The organism is Pantoea sp. PvP021, from assembly GCF_054056055.1.
Map to the genome: position 1 here is coordinate 1 of NZ_JBSRXX010000008.1, position 17,628 is coordinate 17,628.

General features: G+C 57.4%; 15 protein-coding genes. 8 read left to right on the plus strand and 7 right to left on the minus strand.

Going from position 1 to position 17,628, the window contains the following annotated elements; all coding sequences use genetic code 11:
• The first annotated feature begins 211 nt into the window (after positions 1–211).
• From ypfJ to ypfH, 3 genes are all read left to right on the plus strand, one after another.
• Positions 212–1,078 carry a KPN_02809 family neutral zinc metallopeptidase gene (gene ypfJ, locus ACVKSX_RS18115; protein WP_010259999.1) on the plus strand — a complete coding sequence of 289 codons (867 nt, stop codon included), beginning with the start codon at positions 212–214 and terminating at the stop codon, positions 1,076–1,078.
• The gene (locus ACVKSX_RS18120) at positions 1,078–3,078 is read left to right on the plus strand and encodes a tRNA(Met) cytidine acetyltransferase TmcA (RefSeq protein ID WP_354438082.1); all 2,001 of its coding nucleotides are present in this window, start codon (positions 1,078–1,080) and stop codon (positions 3,076–3,078) included. The genes ypfJ and ACVKSX_RS18120 overlap by 1 nt, the downstream gene beginning before the upstream one ends.
• A gap of 73 nt (positions 3,079–3,151) precedes the next feature.
• A complete protein-coding gene (ypfH, locus tag ACVKSX_RS18125) occupies positions 3,152–3,832 on the plus strand; it encodes an esterase (protein ID WP_010259992.1) in 681 nt (226 codons plus the stop codon).
• 92 nt (positions 3,833–3,924) lie between these two features.
• On the opposite strand, the gene ACVKSX_RS18130 is transcribed toward ypfH, so the two are convergent.
• The 3 genes from ACVKSX_RS18130 to ACVKSX_RS18140 are packed head-to-tail and all read right to left on the minus strand — an operon-like array spanning position 3,925 to position 5,633.
• Positions 3,925–4,113: a YpfN family protein gene (locus ACVKSX_RS18130; RefSeq protein ID WP_003848800.1), complete on the minus strand. Its 189-nt coding sequence runs from the start codon at positions 4,111–4,113 to the stop codon at positions 3,925–3,927.
• Positions 4,114–4,135: 22 nt separating this feature from the next.
• Positions 4,136–5,263 carry a succinyl-diaminopimelate desuccinylase gene (gene dapE / locus ACVKSX_RS18135; protein WP_010671351.1) on the minus strand — a complete coding sequence of 376 codons (1,128 nt, stop codon included), beginning with the start codon at positions 5,261–5,263 and terminating at the stop codon, positions 4,136–4,138.
• A 1-nt stretch (position 5,264) separates the two neighbouring features.
• Entirely contained in the window at positions 5,265–5,633 is a 369-nt protein-coding gene (locus ACVKSX_RS18140; RefSeq protein ID WP_010671352.1) for an ArsC family reductase, read from the minus strand.
• A gap of 284 nt (positions 5,634–5,917) precedes the next feature.
• Between ACVKSX_RS18140 and ACVKSX_RS18145 the strand changes: the two genes are divergently transcribed.
• Complete coding sequence (locus tag ACVKSX_RS18145) at positions 5,918–6,109, plus strand: hypothetical protein (protein WP_010259981.1); 192 nt, start codon at positions 5,918–5,920, stop codon at positions 6,107–6,109.
• 104 nt (positions 6,110–6,213) lie between these two features.
• On the opposite strand, the gene acrD is transcribed toward ACVKSX_RS18145, so the two are convergent.
• The 3 genes from acrD to narQ form a co-directional block, all read right to left on the minus strand.
• Positions 6,214–9,330, minus strand: a complete 3,117-nt coding sequence (acrD, locus tag ACVKSX_RS18150) for a multidrug efflux RND transporter permease AcrD (RefSeq protein WP_022624153.1) — start codon at positions 9,328–9,330, stop codon at positions 6,214–6,216.
• Between the two features lie 167 nt (positions 9,331–9,497).
• On the minus strand, positions 9,498–10,127 hold the full coding sequence (gene narL, locus ACVKSX_RS18155) for a two-component system response regulator NarL (RefSeq protein WP_010259976.1): 630 nt from the start codon (positions 10,125–10,127) through the stop codon (positions 9,498–9,500).
• A 137-nt stretch (positions 10,128–10,264) separates the two neighbouring features.
• Entirely contained in the window at positions 10,265–11,953 is a 1,689-nt protein-coding gene (gene narQ / locus ACVKSX_RS18160; protein WP_029519734.1) for a nitrate/nitrite two-component system sensor histidine kinase NarQ, read from the minus strand.
• Positions 11,954–12,207: 254 nt separating this feature from the next.
• Here narQ and ACVKSX_RS18165 point away from each other — a divergent pair, with 254 nt between their 5' ends.
• The 4 genes from ACVKSX_RS18165 (at position 12,208) to ACVKSX_RS18180 (ending at position 16,239) form a co-directional block, all read left to right on the plus strand.
• Entirely contained in the window at positions 12,208–12,480 is a 273-nt protein-coding gene (locus ACVKSX_RS18165; RefSeq protein WP_010671356.1) for a YdgH/BhsA/McbA family protein, read from the plus strand.
• A 278-nt stretch (positions 12,481–12,758) separates the two neighbouring features.
• Positions 12,759–14,255 carry an L-asparagine permease gene (ansP, locus tag ACVKSX_RS18170; protein WP_010259970.1) on the plus strand — a complete coding sequence of 499 codons (1,497 nt, stop codon included), beginning with the start codon at positions 12,759–12,761 and terminating at the stop codon, positions 14,253–14,255.
• A 142-nt stretch (positions 14,256–14,397) separates the two neighbouring features.
• Entirely contained in the window at positions 14,398–14,976 is a 579-nt protein-coding gene (nudK, locus tag ACVKSX_RS18175) for a GDP-mannose pyrophosphatase NudK (RefSeq protein WP_187508227.1), read from the plus strand.
• Between the two features lie 189 nt (positions 14,977–15,165).
• The gene (locus ACVKSX_RS18180) at positions 15,166–16,239 is read left to right on the plus strand and encodes a DUF1176 domain-containing protein (protein WP_022624156.1); all 1,074 of its coding nucleotides are present in this window, start codon (positions 15,166–15,168) and stop codon (positions 16,237–16,239) included.
• On the opposite strand, the gene ampH is transcribed toward ACVKSX_RS18180, so the two are convergent.
• The gene (gene ampH, locus ACVKSX_RS18185; protein ID WP_010259962.1) at positions 16,236–17,399 is read right to left on the minus strand and encodes a D-alanyl-D-alanine-carboxypeptidase/endopeptidase AmpH; all 1,164 of its coding nucleotides are present in this window, start codon (positions 17,397–17,399) and stop codon (positions 16,236–16,238) included. The genes ACVKSX_RS18180 and ampH overlap by 4 nt on opposite strands.
• Positions 17,400–17,628 lie beyond the last annotated feature (229 nt).

Sequence of the window (17,628 nt, forward strand, 5' to 3'; positions counted from 1 at the left end):
GAGAGTAGTCCCGTTGTGTACGTTTAACATACTGTTTCATCACATTCTCCTTAAAACATCGGGAAAATGTGTCAACGCTATTCAGGACGGGTCAGCAGAAAGAAAAAGGAGAGCCCCGGCTCTCCTTTTTTCATTTCAGGGTAAAGCTGGTGATTGCTGCCTCACACAACTAAAATCATGCCATCTGAAAAAATGACTGAGGGAATACAGCATGCGCTGGCAAGGGCGTCGCGAAAGCGACAATGTAGAAGACCGTCGCGATCAATCGTCCGGTTTAGGCGGCGGAGGCCGCCAGATTCGTCTGCCGCGCGGTAAAGGCGGTATTGTGCTGCTGATTGTTGTGGCCATCGCGGGTTATTACGGTTACGACCTGACCGCACTGCTGACAGGCGGTGAAGTTGCACCGACCAGCCAGCAGCAACAGCGCAGCGTCAGCGCCAATGATGATGAGGCTGCGAAATTCACGAAGGTGATCCTGGCCACCACGGAAGATACCTGGGGCAAACTGTTCCAGCAGATGAACAAACAGTATGTGGCGCCGAAGCTGGTGATGTATCGCGGCGCAACCCGCACCGGCTGTGGTACCGGACAGTCAGTCATGGGGCCGTTCTACTGTCCTGCCGATCAGACCGTCTACATCGACCTCTCTTTTTATGACGAGATGAAAACCAAACTTGGCGCGGACGGTGACTTCGCCCAGGGCTACGTCGTCGCGCATGAAGTTGGCCACCATGTCCAGAAACTACTGGGTATTGAACCAAAAGTGCGTGAGATGCAGCAGGGTGCCAGCCAGACGCAGGTCAATCAGCTCTCCGTCAAAATGGAACTGCAGGCGGACTGTTTTGCCGGTGTCTGGGGACACTATATGCAGCAGGAAAATATCCTTGAAGCGGGCGATCTGCAGGAAGCGCTGAATGCCGCCGAGGCAATTGGCGATGACCGCCTGCAGCAGAAAGGTCAGGGCCGCGTAGTGCCGGACAGCTTCACCCACGGCACGTCTGAGCAGCGCTACACCTGGTTCAAGCGCGGGTTTGATGGTGGCAATCCAGGACAGTGCAACACCTTCGCCAGCAACTGATGAGTCTGCAGCCTCTTACGCAGCTTATGCAGCAGGCCGGTGTGCGTCGTCTGGCGGTGATCAGCGGCGACCCGGCCTGGTGTTTACTACGGGCTGCGGCGTGGCGTGAAACGCTGACCGGCGACTGGCTGGCGTTGAGCCCGGAACCGCTGTTCTCTGCTTCGGATAAAGGGCCGGGTCAGTATAAAACGCCGGTCCTGCACAAACAGCCTGCTGCGGTGCGCACGCTGCTTGGCCGTGAATTTCGTCATGCTCTGTTTGACGCCCGTCAGGGCTTTCATGCCGACGCTTTCGCTGCGCTGGCTGGCACGCTCACCGCCGGTAGCTGGCTGTTACTGCTGGTGCCGCCCTGGGAACAGTGGGCGCAGCAGCCTGACAGCGACAGCCTGCGCTGGGCCGATATCGCTGAACCCATCGCCACCCCTTATTTTGTTCACCACCTGCAACAGCTGATATTAGCGGATGACCAGGTGCTGGTGGAGCGGCAGCATCAGCCATGCCGGTTTCCGGCGCAGCCGGACTGGCCGCAGTGGCACTGTCAGGCACCGCAGCAGCAGCAGGCGATACTCGATCAGCTGATGAGGCTCCCATCGGGGGTTGCCGTGCTGACCGCGCCCCGTGGACGCGGTAAATCGGCGCTGGCGGGTATGCTGGCGCGATTGAACGGACATTGTCTGGTCACGGCTCCGGCCAAAGCCTCAACGGAGGTGCTGAGCACCTTCGCCGCTGACGCTTTTCACTTTATGGCACCCGATGCGCTGCTGGCGCTGGAGACGCCGCCGCAGGCGGAATGGCTGATTGTGGATGAAGCGGCGGCGATCCCGGCACCGCTGCTTCAGGCGCTGGTCAGTCGATATCCCCGCGTATTGCTCACAACCACCGTACAGGGCTACGAAGGAAGCGGGCGCGGGTTTATCCTTAAATTCTGCGCCGGGCTTCCTGATGCACACTATTTTACGCTCGATGAGCCGCTGCGCTGGTCGCGTTTCGATCCGCTGGAGCAGTGGCTGAACCAGGCGCTGCTGTTTGACGATGCCGCCGCACCCGCACCCGATTGCCCTGTAACGCCTCATCGTGTTGAGCGCCACGATTTCAGCGCGCTGGAGGCCGCGTATCGTCTGCTGACCAGTGCACACTATCGTACCTCACCACTTGATCTGCGCCGCCTGCTGGATGCTCCGGGCATGCAGCTGTGGCGGGCCGGCGACGCGTCGGCGTTACAGGGTGCGCTCTGGCTGGTGGAAGAGGGCGGTCTTGAACCTGCACTGGCACAGGCGGTCTGGGCGGGTACCCGGCGACCTCGCGGGAATCTGGTGGCACAGTCGCTGGCAGCCCACGCTGGTCTGGCTGAGGCGGCGACATTGCGCTCGCTGCGCATCAGCCGTATTGCCGTGGCGGCGGAGCGGCGTCGTCTGGGAACCGGACAGCAGCTGGTTGCGGCAGCGGCCAGTGCGGCAGCCGGATATGACTACCTCTCCGTCAGCTTCGGCTACACTGAATCTCTCTGGGCGTTCTGGCGCGCCTGTGGCTTTAGCCTGGTGCGGATTGGCAGTCAGCGCGAAGCCAGCAGCGGCTGCTACGCGGCGATGGCCATGTTGCCCTGTTCTGCTGCGGGTGAGGCATTGCAGCACCGCGCGGCAGAACAGCTGGCGCGAGACTGGCCGCTGTTGCGCCAGCATATCGCACTGGAACTGCAGTTTGATCAGGTTACTGACGACGGATTGACCGCGCAGGATATTCGTCTGGCGGCGGGTTTTGCCTGGGCGCAGCGGCCACTGGAAGCGAGCCTGCCGGTGTTGCAGCGTCTGGTGCAGGCCAGTTCAGCCTCTGTACCGCTGCTGGCTGCGGCGGTTGCCACACCCACAGCCCTGGGCGAACTGGCCCAGCAGGCGGGAGTGAGTGGGCGCAAAGCGCTAGTCGCAGCGCTGCGTCAGCAGGCGGCAGCGGCCCTCCAGACACTGGGCGTTGATGCAGCCTTGCTGCACCTGCCGTTGAAATAATTCGACCAGCTGGTTCAAATTATCCTCATATGATTTTATGCCAGGCGGCGTAGAGTGAACACAGGAGGTCAACATGACACTGAAATATGTAATCGTTCAACAGCCTGCCACCACAGCACAGCTGTTTCTGCTCTACCATGGCGTTGGCGATAACCCGGATTCAATGGGCGAGATTGGCAACTGGTTTGCCCGAACGTTTCCCGACGCGCTGGTGGTGTCCGTCGGCTCGCCTGGTGCGAGTCGTCAGTGGTTCGGCGAAACCGACCTGCACGATCAGACCGTCCAGCAGCGGGTTGATGCGGCCATGCCGCAGTTTGTTGGGTCTGTGCGTCACTGGCAAAAAAAGAGCAGCGTGCGGCCGGAAGCGACAGCCTTAATCGGCTTTTCGCAGGGCGGCAGTATGGTGCTGGAAGGGGTTAAGGCGCATCCGGATCTGGCGGGCCGCGCGGTGGTATTTAATGGCCGGTTTATTACCCTGCCGGAGAAGGCCAGTACCCGCACCACCATCCACCTGATCCACGGTGATTATGATGAGCAGGTCCCGCTGCACCATGCGCAGCAGGCGGAGCATCGGCTGACCGCCTGCGGTGGCGACGTTACCCTGGATATCGTTGACGATCTGGAACACGCCATCGATCACCGCAGCATGGAGCTGGCGCTGAATCATCTGCGTTATACGGTGCCAAAACGCTACTTTGATGAGGCGTTAAGCGGCGCAAAACCGGGTGACGATGATGTTATCGTGATGATGTAAAAAGCCCCTGCGCAAGCTCGATCTTAACGCTGATGAGAGCTGATTTTGTGAAGAACCATAAAAAAGCCCCTGCATAGCAGGGGCTTTTTCGTTTACTTCTTCTTCGGCCAGTTGTCGTCGTCATCCCATTTATCGTTGAAATCACGATGCGGCGGCAGGTCAGGTTTGTTATCCATAAATTTTTTATGATCGATGCGTTTCAGATCTTTATAAACGTTCATCAGCACGCCAACCATCAGCAGGATCACCAGGATCCACCAGTAATCTTTAATAAATTCCATTTGCTGCTCCTTAAAACCGCCGTCAGGCGATCAGTTGTTCCATGATGCGTTGGTACATCCGGCTCAGCATCTGCAGGTCGGAGGCTTTCACACACTCATTGATTTTATGAATGGTGGCATTCACTGGCCCCAGTTCCACCACCTGTGCACCCATCCGGGCAATAAAGCGGCCATCGGAGGTTCCGCCCGTGGTCAGCAGCTGCGGCTTAATTTCATTATAGTGCGCTACAGCTTTCACGACGGCATCAACCAGCTTACCGCGCGTGGTCAGGAAGGGCTGGCCAGAGAGTTTCCACTCAATGGTGTAACGCAACTGGTGACGATCCAGCAGCTCAGCGACCCGCTGACGAATCATCTCATCGGTGAGTTCGGTGCTGAAGCGGAAGTTAAACTGCACAAACAGCTCGCCGGGGATCACATTGTTACTGCCGGTGCCCGCCTGGACGTTGGCAATCTGCATGCTGGTCGCCGGAAAGAACTCATTTCCCTGATCCCACTCGGTCGCGACCAGCTCGTTCAGCGCGGGCATCGCCCGGTGAACCGGGTTATCCGCCAGATGCGGATAGGCGACGTGGCCCTGCACGCCATGCACCATCAGGTTAGCGGTGATTGAGCCGCGACGGCCATTTTTCACCACATCACCCACCACTTCCGTGCTGGAGGGCTCGCCTACCAGGCAATAGTCGAGCCGTTCGCGGCGCGCCATCAGCCGCTCAACCACTTTAACCGTGCCGTTGGCCCCGCTGGCCTCTTCATCAGAGGTAATCATAAAGGCGAGTCGCCCGCGGTGATTGGGACGCACTGCAACAAAACGTTCGGCAGCCACCACCATTGCCGCCAGCGATCCTTTCATGTCGGCCGCGCCGCGGCCAAACAGCATGCCGTCGCGGATGGTGGGTTCAAATGGCGGATTAATCCAGCGGCTGGCATCGCCAGGCGGCACCACATCGGTGTGACCGGCAAACGCCAGCGTTTCACCTTCGCCACGGGTGGCCCAGAAATTCAGGGTGTCGTCGATGTTCATCGTTTCAATCTTAAAGCCAATGGCTTCAAGACGGGCGATCAGCAGAGCCTGACATCCGGCATCATCGGGGCTGAGAGAGGGGCGACGAATAAGCTGCTGCGTCAGCTCAATGACCGGGCAAAACATATTATGACTTCTCCTGGATAGCATTCTGATAGGTGGCTTCGCTGAAACCGGCGAGCAGGGAGCCATCCGGGGCGCGCAACAGCGGACGCTTAATCATGGCGGGATGCGCCAGCATCAGCGCTTTGGCGCTGCTGGCATCGGTAACCGCGTCGCGATCACTCTCAGGCAATTTACGCCAGGTGGTGCCCCGGGTGTTAAGCAGAGCCTGATAACCCAGTGCATCGATAAACTCCTGCAGCAGGGCATCGTTCAGGCCATCCGCACGGTAGTCGTGGAAGTGATAGTCAACGCCTGCGTCTGTTAAAAAGCGCCGGGCTTTTTTTATGGTGTCGCAATTTTTAATCCCGAACATCACCCACTGCGTGCTCATTGCCCGATCCTTATTGTCCTGTGAGAAGTGAAAGCTGAAAAAAGCAGCCAAAGTGCGAGTTTACCATAGTGTGATCCGTTGCGGCATCTGCACAGGCGCGGGAATCGGGCCACAGAGCACGGCAACAAGGTCATCGTCCGGCATCGGGTAAACGCTATCAATTTCGCAGCTAACCATTACCCTGCTTATCAATAAGAGCTTAGGAATTTCGCCATGTTGATAAAATAGTCTACCGCTGGGTTTAAAATAAATTATTTTCAACGGGGTTAAGGAGTTGCTGAAGTGTGCGTCAGCTTGCAAAACCAGCAACATTCATGTTTTTATGGCGTATGCCGATAGATATAACAGGTGTAAACGTATTCACCTGTATAAAAAAAGAGCGTAACATTGCCAGCACAATAAGAGAGGGCATTATGATTGACACCGAAATGGGAACCTGGAAAGAATTTATCGAAGCGATGTTACGCAACAAGTAACGCGCGAAGAAAAAGCAGGTTAATCCCGCTTGCTGGAATTCTTACCACACACAGAAATAAGGCGGCCACTGATATCAGTGACCGCTTTTTATTTGCGCCTCTACTTAGTCGAGCGGCTTCTCTTTGAGCGGGAAGCGGCGGCGTACCAGCACAAAGAACAGCGGCACAAAAAAGATCGCCAGCAGTGTGGCAGAGATCATTCCGCCCATCACACCGGTTCCCACGGCATGCTGGCTGCCGGAGCCCGCTCCGCTGCTGATCGCCATGGGCAGTACACCAAAGATAAAGGCCAGCGAGGTCATCAGAATCGGCCGCAGGCGCTGACGCGATGCCTCCAGCGTAGATTCCACCAGCTCGCGTCCACGGCTGTTGATCTCATTAGCAAATTCTACAATCAGGATGGCGTTTTTGGCGGATAGCCCCACTACCGTCAGCAGGCCAACCTGGAAATAGACGTCATTTTCCAGCCCACGCATCCAGGTGGCGATTAGCGCGCCGACCACGCCCAGCGGCACCACCAGCATCACCGAGAACGGGATCGACCAGCTTTCATACAGCGCGGCCAGGCAGAGAAAGACCACCAGCAGCGAAATCGCATAAAGTGCCGGCGCCTGCGAACCGGAGAGCCGCTCCTGATAAGAGGCACCGGTCCACTGGAACCCGACGCCCAGGGGCAGGGCATTAACCAGTTTTTCCATCTCATCCATCGCCGTGCCGCTGCTGACGCCACTGGCCGCTTCGCCGACAATCTCCAGCGACGAATAGCCGTTGTAGCGTTCAAGACGTGGGGAACCGGTCTCCCAGCGGCTGGTGGCAAACGCGGAGAAGGGCACCATTTTGCCGCTGCTATTGCGCACGTACCATTTGTTGATGTCGTCTGGCAGCATGCGGAATTCAGCGGCAGCCTGTACATAGACCTTCTTCACCCGGCCACGATCCAGGAAGTCATTCACGTAGCTGGAACCCCACGCGGTGGTCAGAGTGTCGTTGATGGTATCCAGCGACACGCCCAGCGCCTGCGCTTTACGTGCATCAACATCGATCTGCAGCTGCGGGCTGTCATCCAGTCCATTGTGTCGTACCCGCGACAGCGCGTTGTCATTGCCCGCCATCTCCAGCAGTTTGTCACGCATCGCCATCAGTTGGGTATGACCGACGCCCGCGTGATCCTGCAGTTGCAGGTCAAAGCCGGAGCTGCTGCCCATGCCGGTGATGGCTGGCGGGCTGCTGGCAATCACCCGGCCCTCTTTGATCTTCTGGAATGCCTTCGTCGCGCGATCGATAATCGCGAACGAGGTGCGATCGGCACCGGGCCGCGCTTCCCAGTCTTTCAGCCGCACAAACAGACGCGCCACGTTTTGTCCATTGCCTCCCGGACCTGCGCCGATGGTGGAGAAGACCGACAGCACGTTGGCCTTCTCCTCGGTGAGATAATAGTTTTCAACTTTGGCGACGACGCTGGCAGTTTGCTCGAGCGTCGCGCCTGCCGGAAGCTGAACCTGCGTCAGGAATACGCCGCGATCTTCCAGCGGCAGAAACGACGTCGGCAGACGCAGAAACAGAAAGGCCATCAGGCCGATGATGCCGAGATAGAGCAGTAGCCAGCGACCGCCCTTGCGCAGGATACTCGCGACCCCGCGCTCGTAGCGGTCAGCATTGCGATTAAAGTGACGATTGAACCAGCCGAAGAAGCCGCGACGCTCAGGCTGCTCGCCCTGCGCCACGGGTTTGAGCAGCGTGGCACAGAGCGCCGGTGTCAGGATCATCGCCACCAGCACCGACAGCACCATCGCCGACACAATGGTAATTGAGAACTGACGGTAAATGGCGCCGACGGTGCCGCCGAAAAACGCCATCGGCACAAACACCGCAGAGAGCACCAGCGCGATACCCACCAGCGCGCCCTGAATCTGGCCCATCGATTTTCGGGTGGCGGCACGCGGCGAGAGTCCTTCTTCATGCATGATACGTTCAACGTTTTCCACCACCACGATGGCATCATCCACCAGCAGCCCGATTGCCAGCACCATGGCAAACATGGTCAGGGTATTGATGCTGAACCCGCAGGCATAGAGCACGCTGAAGGTGCCGAACAGCACCACCGGCACTGCAATAGTAGGAATTAAGGTGGCACGGAAGTTCTGCATAAACAGGTACATCACGCCAAATACCAGCACAATCGCCTCCAGCAACGTCTTCACCACATCGGTGATTGACGCTTTAACGAAAGGGGAGGTTTCATAGGCGATTTTTGCTTCCAGACCGTGCGGGAAGTAGTGGGACAGCTCCTCAATGCGCGCCCGCACCAGCTTATCGGTGTTCATCTCGTTGGCACCGGATGCCAGCTTCACCCCCAGGCCTGACGCGGGCTGGCCGTTGTAACGACTCAGATAATCATACTTCTCAGCGCCCAGCGCCACGCTGGCGACATCGCCCAGCGTCACCACCGAACCATCGGGATTGTTCTTCAGGGTAATCGCCCGGAACTGCTCAGGGGTCTGCAGCATCGACTGGGCGTTGACCGTAGCGTTAAGCGCCTGTTTCTCTACCGACGGCAGGCCACCCACCTGACCCACGGCAACCTGGGTGTTCTGCGACTGGATCGCACTGACCACATCTTCCGTGGTCAGCGAATAGGCGATCAGTTTATTGGGATCGAGCCAGATACGCATCGCATATTGCGAGCCGTAAGCGTCAACCTGGCCGACGCCATCAATACGGCTTAGCGGATCCTGAATATTACTGGCGACATAGTCTGAAATATCCTGCTTATCCATGCTGCCGTCGGTTGAAACGAATGCCACCATCAGAATATTACTGTCACCGGTTTTATTGACGGTCACACCCTGCGACTGCACCGCCTGTGGCAATTTGCGCAGTGCGGATTGCAGCTGATTCTGTACCTGCTGACGGGCTTCATCGGGATTGGTCCCGGCGGTAAAGGTGAGGGTGATCTGTGCCTGGCCGGTGTTGCTGCTGTTAGAGGACATGTACATCAGATTATCGATGCCGGTCATGTTCTGCTCGATCACCTGGGTAACGGTGTTTTCCAGCGTCTGGGCGGATGCGCCCGGATAGTTAGCGGTGATGCGCACGTTGGGCGGTGCCAGATCGGGGTACTGTTCAATAGGCAGCGAAATAATCGAAAGCGTGCCACACAGGCACAGCAGAATCGCCAGAACCCAGGCAAAGATAGGGCGGTCGATAAAGAAATTCGACATTAAATCGACACTCCTCACTACTTTTATCGTTGGTCAGGCCCACCAGCAACGGGCGCTCTGGCAGGAAACTCGGCGGGTCTTTGCCACGTTTCTCCGCCGCCGTTTACTCTACGTGCGGCAGCGGGGGAAATCGTGGAGAAATTGAGGAGAAAATGTAAATTCGTTGGCTATTTGCGGCTTTCAAGCCACATCACCGTGGCGGCGACGCGTGAGCGGACATCCAGTTTCCGCAGCAGGTTACGAATGTGCACTTTTACCGTCTCTTCAGAGATATGCAGAATAGCGGCAACCTCTTTATTCGACAGGCCACGCGCCACCTCCTGCAGCACATCCCGTTCGCGCTCTGTGAGCTGACGCAGAGGATCGGCACTGTGCTGGCGATTAGCCAGATAGCGGGTGACGCCCTCGCTGAAGACCTTTTCGCCTCGTGATGCCTGCAGGATATGCGCCAGCAGGACCTCCGGCTCGCTGTCCTTGAGCAGATAGCCGTCAGCACCGGCATCCACCATGGCAAAAATATCGCTGCGGGCGTCAGAAACGGTCAGCACCAGAATGCGAGAACTGATCCCTTCATGGCGCAGCGCCTTCAGCGTATCCAGTCCGGACATGCCTTTCATATTCAGGTCGAGCAGAATGATGTCCGGTTCCTGATGGCGGGCCTCCGCCAGCGCTTCAGTGCCGTTGCTGGCTTCGGCGATCACCTCCAGCCGGGGATCCAGCGCCAGCAGCTGACGGACACCGCGGCGCATCAGCGGGTGGTCATCCACAATCATCAATGTTAATGCGGGCTGTTGCATATTTTCTCCGTTTCATAGGTTTCAGACTGCGGCAGATCAGACGGTATTGTTCAGGGACAACACCCTGTTTTGTATCGAATAGCCCGCGGTCGCAAACCGATAGATTATTTTAATGAATTAAGACCCGCTCTGGCCTGCTATTCCAGCGGGCGCGCCGGTTGCGGTGGAAAGCGCAACTCCACCCTGGTACCCCGTGGCTGTGCATGGAGGGTCAGATGGCCGCTCAGGCGCTGAGCGCGCTCCGCCATAATAGTCAGGCCGTAATGGCCCGGCGGTTCGTCAGTGCTGTTCATCCCCACGCCATCATCCGTAATCGTCAGTAAGTGCTCACCTTTTTCACTGTGCTGATAATCCACCCGGATAACCTGCGCACTGGCGTGACGAATCGCATTCAGCAGCGCCTCACGGACGATCTGCAACACATGCACCTGCTGTTGTGCTTCCAGACTCTGCAGGCCGGTCTGATAGTTAAAGTGTATCTCTGCGCTGCTCTTCTCCTGCAGCGAGGCGATCATCGCCTGCATGGCCGCCACCAGATCCGCCTGCTCAATGGTCAGACGGAAGGTGGTCAGCAGCTCACGCAGCTGACGATAGGCCTCGGCCAGCGCCTGATCGAAGTCCGCGATAATGGTATGGGCGGCGCTATCGTCTTTATCAACGGCGCGGCGCAGCAGGGTCAGCTGAATGCGTAAAAACGAGAGCGATTGCGCCAGCGAGTCATGTAATTCCCGGGCAATGGTCGTGCGCTCTTCAATCAGCAGCATCTGCTGATACTGCTGCTGTGCCTGCCAGATCCAGATAGCCCGTCCCAGCATCGCCGCCAGGCTGCGCATCAGTTCATCCGGAGGCGAGGCACCAGCTGTCTGCCAGCGCAGCTCGCCAATCTGCTGCTCGTCCTGCTGTAACGGCAGACGCTGCCACTGACCGGCTGCCTGATCATCACCGGCACGAAACTGAAACTGGTCGCTGTCGAGCCGGATCGCCGTCAGTTTCTCGCGCGTCAGTACATTGGTTAACACGGCTTCAAACAGTGCCGGATGCAGCGGGCTGGCGGTCAGCATTTGTGAGCTGTCATAGAGTAGCGACAGCGTGCGATTAGCCTGGGTTAAATCTTCTGTTTTGGCGCGCACCGTGCTTTCCAGCAGCTGGTAGTGCGAATGCAGCCGTGCCGCCATGCCGCTGAAGGCATGCGACAGCACCCGCAGTTCATTCTGCTGCTCAACGTGCAGCGGCGGAAAAGCAAAGTTACCGCTCTCAACATAGCGACTGGCGGTAACCAGCGCATTAAGCGGGCGCACCACCTGCAGTCGGGTAAAGCGAATCGTCATCAGTGCCAGCGCCACAATCGCAATGACCCCCACCAGGCTGCTGGCGGCCACCAGATGCATTTTCAACTCGGTATAGCGCTGCAGACCCAGCACAAAGCGATCGATTTCACCGACGTAGATCGGCACCTGCTGCTGATAAGCCACGGTATCGCCCTGTTGCAACTGTTGCTGCAGCGAGGGCCAGGCGGCACGCAGCCGTTGATAGCGAACACTTACTTCACGGGGTACCCAGGGCCGATCGAGTTTCTGCAGCACCGGGGCATCCAGCGTTTGCTGATAGCGCGCCAGATGATGAGCCAGATTTTGCGGCTGACGGCTGGCATCCCAGGCCATGCGATAGCTCTGCATGCGCAGTGAACCCGCCAGATTGATCGCCTCCGCGTCGCGCTGGCTGCTCAGGAGCGTGACCAATGCCAGACCGGTGGTGAGCAGCGACAGCAGGACAATGGCGCTGAGCGCCTGAGCGATGCTTTGAGTTACGGAACGTTTAACAATCACATGAATGGCCCTGTTGAGAGTGCGGGAATTATAAGAGCGCATTAACGTAACGCAAATGATCCATTCCCTGTTTATCGCACAGGACGTTACACATCGCACATAAAATGACCGCAACTGACAGTTCCCAGGACGTGCTGCTGTTCAACGCTTAAAAAAGGAACAGGTTTACATCGTCCCGATGTTGCTTTTCATTGCAGCGCTAATAATTCATCCAGTCATCAACTCAACCCCGAACACAGATTAAGGAGCATCCAATGAAAAAGCTGAATGCTGTCCTGGCAGGCGCATTACTGGCTACCGCCTCATTTGCCACTTTTGCCGCCGCGCCGGTCGATCAGTCGCAGGCGCAGAGTATGCAGAGCATCGGTAGCGTTTCGGTTTCCGGTGTTCGCGGCTCGCTGGACGATGCGAATCGCCAGCTGTCGCAAAAAGCGGAAGAGATGGGCGCCAGCCATTACCGCGTTATCGGTGTCGATAACCCAGGCGACTCCAGCCTGTGGAGCGGCACCGCAGAGATTTATCGCTAACCCAACCCTCCTGTTTCCATCCCTGTAGCTTTTACCGGCCTGAAAATGGCCGGTTTTTTTGTTTTTGTGCATCAGGATGGATTCTTACAAATCAGCCTGTGCATCTGCCCGGTATATTTTGCTTCGTTCTTGCAGAACGGGTAGGATTCATCGCCGTAAATTCCCGCGCTGCCTGGCACTCACTCACAGGCAAACGCACAGAGGAAAATACCCCATTTCACAGGGCATTACGCCTGAAATGGGGGCGACGACTGATAGTCAGGACAAACAGGAATGCTATGAAATCTAAAAACAAAACCCCAGGCGAGATGCGCGCTGCGAAACGACGCTGGCTCAACTCTCATGACGCCGGCTACCAGAAGGCGATGGGTAACCGTCACGTACAGATGATTGCGATCGGCGGTGCCATCGGTACCGGTTTGTTCCTGGGCGCAGGTGGCCGTTTGCAGGCTGCTGGCCCCGCCTTAGCCATCATCTATCTGGTGTGTGGCATCTTCTCCTTCTTTATTCTGCGTGCGCTGGGCGAACTGGTGTTACACCGTCCCAGCAGCGGCAGCTTCGTCTCCTACGCCCGTGAATTCCTGGGTGAGAAAGCCTCCTACGTGGCGGGCTGGATGTACTTCGTCAACTGGGCAATGACCGGCATCGTCGATATCACCGCCGTCGCGCTCTACATGCACTACTGGGGCGCGTTTGGTGATGTGCCACAGTGGGTGTTCGCCCTGGGCGCGCTGGCGATTGTCGGCACCATGAACATGATCGGCGTAAAGTGGTTTGCCGAGATGGAGTTCTGGTTCGCACTGGTGAAAGTGCTGGCGATTGTGATCTTCCTGGTGGTGGGCGTGGTGTTCCTTGGCACCGGCAAACCGCTGGATGGCAACAGCACCGGCTTCCATCTGATCACCGATAACGGTGGCATGTTCCCGCACGGCTTACTGCCTGCGCTGGTGCTGATTCAGGGTGTGGTGTTCGCCTTTGCCTCTATCGAACTGGTAGGTACGGCGGCGGGAGAATGTAAAGACCCGAAAACCATGCTGCCGAAAGCGATCAACAGCGTGATCTGGCGTATCGGCCTGTTCTACGTTGGCTCCGTGGTCCTGCTGGTGCTGCTGCTGCCGTGGAACGCCTATCAGGCGGGTCAGAGTCCGTTTGTTACCTTCTTCTCGAAGCTGGGCGTGCCTTACGTTGGCAGCATCATGAATATCGTGGTGCTGAGTGCCGCGCTCTCCAGCCTGAACTCGGGCCTCTACTCAACCGGGCGTATTCTGCGCTCCATGTCGATGGGTGGCTCTGCACCGAAATTCATGTCTAAGATGAACGGTCAGCAGGTGCCTTATGCCGGTATTCTGGTGACCATCGCCGTCTATGTGATTGGTGTGGTGCTTAACTACTATGTGCCTTCTCAGGTGTTTGAGATCGTCCTGAACGTCGCCTCGCTGGGGATTATCTCCTCCTGGGCCTTTATCGTGGTTTGTCAGCTGCGTCTGCGCAAAGCGATTAAAGAGGGCAAGGCGGATGATGTCAGCTTCAAGCTGCCAGGCGCGCCGTTTACCTCATGGCTGACGCTGCTGTTCCTGTTCAGCGTGCTGGTGCTGATGGCGTTTGACTACCCGAACGGGACTTACACCATCGCCTCCATTCCGCTGATCGCGGTACTGCTGGTGCTGGGATGGTTTGGCGTGCGTAAGCGTGTTCACGCCATAGCTGAGACCGAACAGGATCATCACGAAGAGGAGCCTCAGCCGACCCGACTGGCTGACGACACCTCACGCTGATAAGCGCTGCAGCAATCAGGCCAGCCTTCGGGCTGGCTTTTTTTTGGCGTAAACCGCCTCATTCACCGCGAGAATTAAGATAGTTTTCCCGCAAGCTTGCCCCTATGATGAAAGGCTCCCTTTATGCGGTAGCGGAGTCCTCATGTCGTTTAAGATCAACATCATCAAAGATAAGCTCCTGTCCGAAAACTGGTTTGTGCTGCGTAACTACACCTATGAGATCACCGATGGTCGTGGCGAGGTTATCCGCCATAAACGTGAAGTCTACGATCGCGGAAACGGGGCGACCATCCTGCTCTATAACCGTGAAAAGAACAGCGTGGTCCTGACGCGCCAGTTCCGTATCGCCACTTACGTCAACGGTAACGAGGGCGGCATGTTAATTGAAGCCTGTGCCGGCTTGCTGGACAACGACTCTCCGGAAGATTGCATTCGCAAAGAGGCGATTGAGGAGACCGGTTATGCGGTGGGCGAGGTGGAGAAACTCTATGCCTGCTATATGTCGCCGGGCGGCGTCACTGAATTGATCCACTTTTTCGCAGCGGAATATAATGAATCGCTGCGCGACAATGCGGGCGGCGGCGTTGAAGATGAGTCGATCGACGTACTGGAACTGCCTTTCCCTGATGCGCTGGCGATGGTCGCCGATGGCCGCATTCGCGACGGCAAAACCGTCATGCTGTTGCAGCATGCGCAGATTGCTGGCTGGCTGATACCATAAAAAATCATGCAGTTAGCCTGTTGCAGCGTGACGGCGTTGAGCGTAGAAAGTGAAGCATAATCCACTTTTCATGCACGCTTTTTAAGCAGTTAACTGCGCTTTTTGCACAGGTTCACAGAATGGGAACCCTGGCAGGCCCTTTGATGCGCTATCCTCTCCACTCTGGGTATTCGGGGATCGATTTTCTTAATGTCGTATTGGATGAAATCGCTGTGGCTGTTGCCGTCTCTGTGGGTTGCCTGTGTTCAGGCGGAACCGTTGCAAAAGTCATTCAACGACTGGCAAATCACCTGCAACAATGAAGCCTTTTGCGTGGCGCGCAATATTCCGGGCGACAAAGGGTTAGTGATGACGATTTCGCGGCATGCGGGCGTCAACGATCGCCCCTTGCTGCGAATCGACTACGGCAGTGCCTACAGTGGCGCGCTGCCTGGCGGTTCGCTTCAGGATAACCTGCTACTGGATCAGCGCCGTCTGAAACCCGACCTCAAACACTGGACGGTTGAACCGCACCATCTCGCCACCAGCAATGCCATCGCAATTGATGAGTTTTTTGATCTGGTGATGGAGGCGAAAACCCTTCAGCTCACTTTCGATCCCAATGCGCTGATCTCCCTGCGCGGCATGAAGGCCGCGCTGTTGCTGATGGATGACACCCAGGGGCGGGTCAACAGCATGAGCGCATGGGTCAAACGTGGCGATCGCGCCAGCTGGGATGTTCCGCCGCCGCCTGCGCTGCCGCCACTGCCGCCTGCTGTCGAGCCACCCGCGGCATTGACGCGCGATGAGACCAGCGGATTAATTGATTACGGCACCTGGCGGGTCAATACCGACTCCTGCTCACTCGATCCACTGCGCCGTGAAGTCAGCGTTGCGCCACTCACCGATCAGCGCGCGCTGCTGCTGGTGAGTTGTGAAATGGGGGCTTATAACGTGATCGATCTGGCGTTTGAAGTGACGCGCAGCCAGCCGTATGTCGCGCGCGGCATCACCTTAACTCTGCCGTTTACCCCACCAGGTGCCAGCGATCGGCAGCTTGAGCTGATCAACGCCGAATATGATGCGGCCAGCGGCCAGCTCTACACCTTTGGTAAAGGACGTGGATTGGGTGACTGCGGCAGTGCCACACGCTGGCAGTTTGATGGCACGCGTTTTGTGTTAGCGGAGTATGCGGAAGAGTCGACCTGTGATGCCTGGCACAGCAGTGATGACTGGCCAACCCTGTGGGTCAGCCAGTCTGACGGTGGCGTACAGCAGCGTTAACGAATCGCCTGCACCATCATCGGTGAGCCAAGCTGATTACCGACCAGTTCGGCCAGCATATTATTCACGCCGTCGCTCATTGGCGTAAAGCGGGTCAGCGGCGAGCGAGTCACCACCACAAATACCCCCACGTTATGCTGCGGCACCATCGCCATATAGGTGATGAAACCGCCGCCGCCGCCGGTTTTCTGAATAATGCCAGGGCGACCATTTTTCGGCCCCATAAAGACCCAGCCCATCCCCAGCGCATCCGCTTTGCCCGGCACATCCATGCCTTCTACCTTGCTCAGCTGATCGCGACGATAGATCAGCGTCTGCAGTCGATCGATCTGCGGCGTGCGGTGGTTAACCGAAGAGTTAAGGAACTGCTGCATCCAGCGGCCCATATCATCCGGCGTGGAGTAAACGCCGCCGCTGCCAATCGCCGCCAGGGTGTTATTGCACGGACTGGCCCCTTTTTCCGCCACCATCAGGCGTCCGCACTGCTCAGGCGACGGCGTAAACGTCGTGTCCTTCATGCCGAGCGGTCGGGTAATCAGCTGCTGAAACAGTGCCGGATAGGGTTTGCCGGTGGCGCGCGACAGCGCATCACCCAGCAGATCGTAGCCCAGGTTGGAGTAGGCGGCACTGCTGCCTGGCGCCGCTTTGAGGTTAGCGCGCGACAGCCACGCCCAGCGTTCACCACGGGTCGGCCAGACAAATACCGGACGCTGCGCTTTGCCGCCTGGCTGTTCGCGAGGCAGTCCGCTGGTGTGGGTCGAGAGATTGATCAGGCGAATGGGCTGACCATTGTAGGTGGGCACGCGTGAACCCGGCGGCGCATATTTACTCAGGGGATCGTCGAGGCGAATTTGTCCGCGCTCAGCCAGCTTCACCATCACTTCACTGGTCATCAGCTTACTCAGCGAGGCGATGCGAATCAGCGAATCTTTCTGCGGACGGACATTATTGCCAGGACGGGTTTCACCAAAGCTGGCGAACACCCGCTGATTGCCATCAATCGCCACCAGTGCCATGCCGGTTGCACCGCTGCCGTAAAAGATATGTTCCGCGTAGCGATCAACAATCTGAGAGGCCAGCAGCGGATCGGGCGCGACCTGCGCCATGCTTTTTAATGGAAGCAGTGAAACCATCAGGGCCAGTAAATAGGGTGTGCGCATGTTCAACGGAAGTGGCTTCGCTATAAAATCGGAGGAAATCTGCCTTCACTCATCGGGATGCATCAGGACAGAACCGCGTTATCCCGGCAGAACAACAGCAGGAACAGACGGACAGCCAGCGCACAGGCAGCATTAAGTATGACGGCTCTATAGTAATGAGTTTGCGCAGGGCGGGAAGAGGGGAATGGAGTTTTTTTTATGTATCAGGCTATAAGTAGAAATGGCCCTT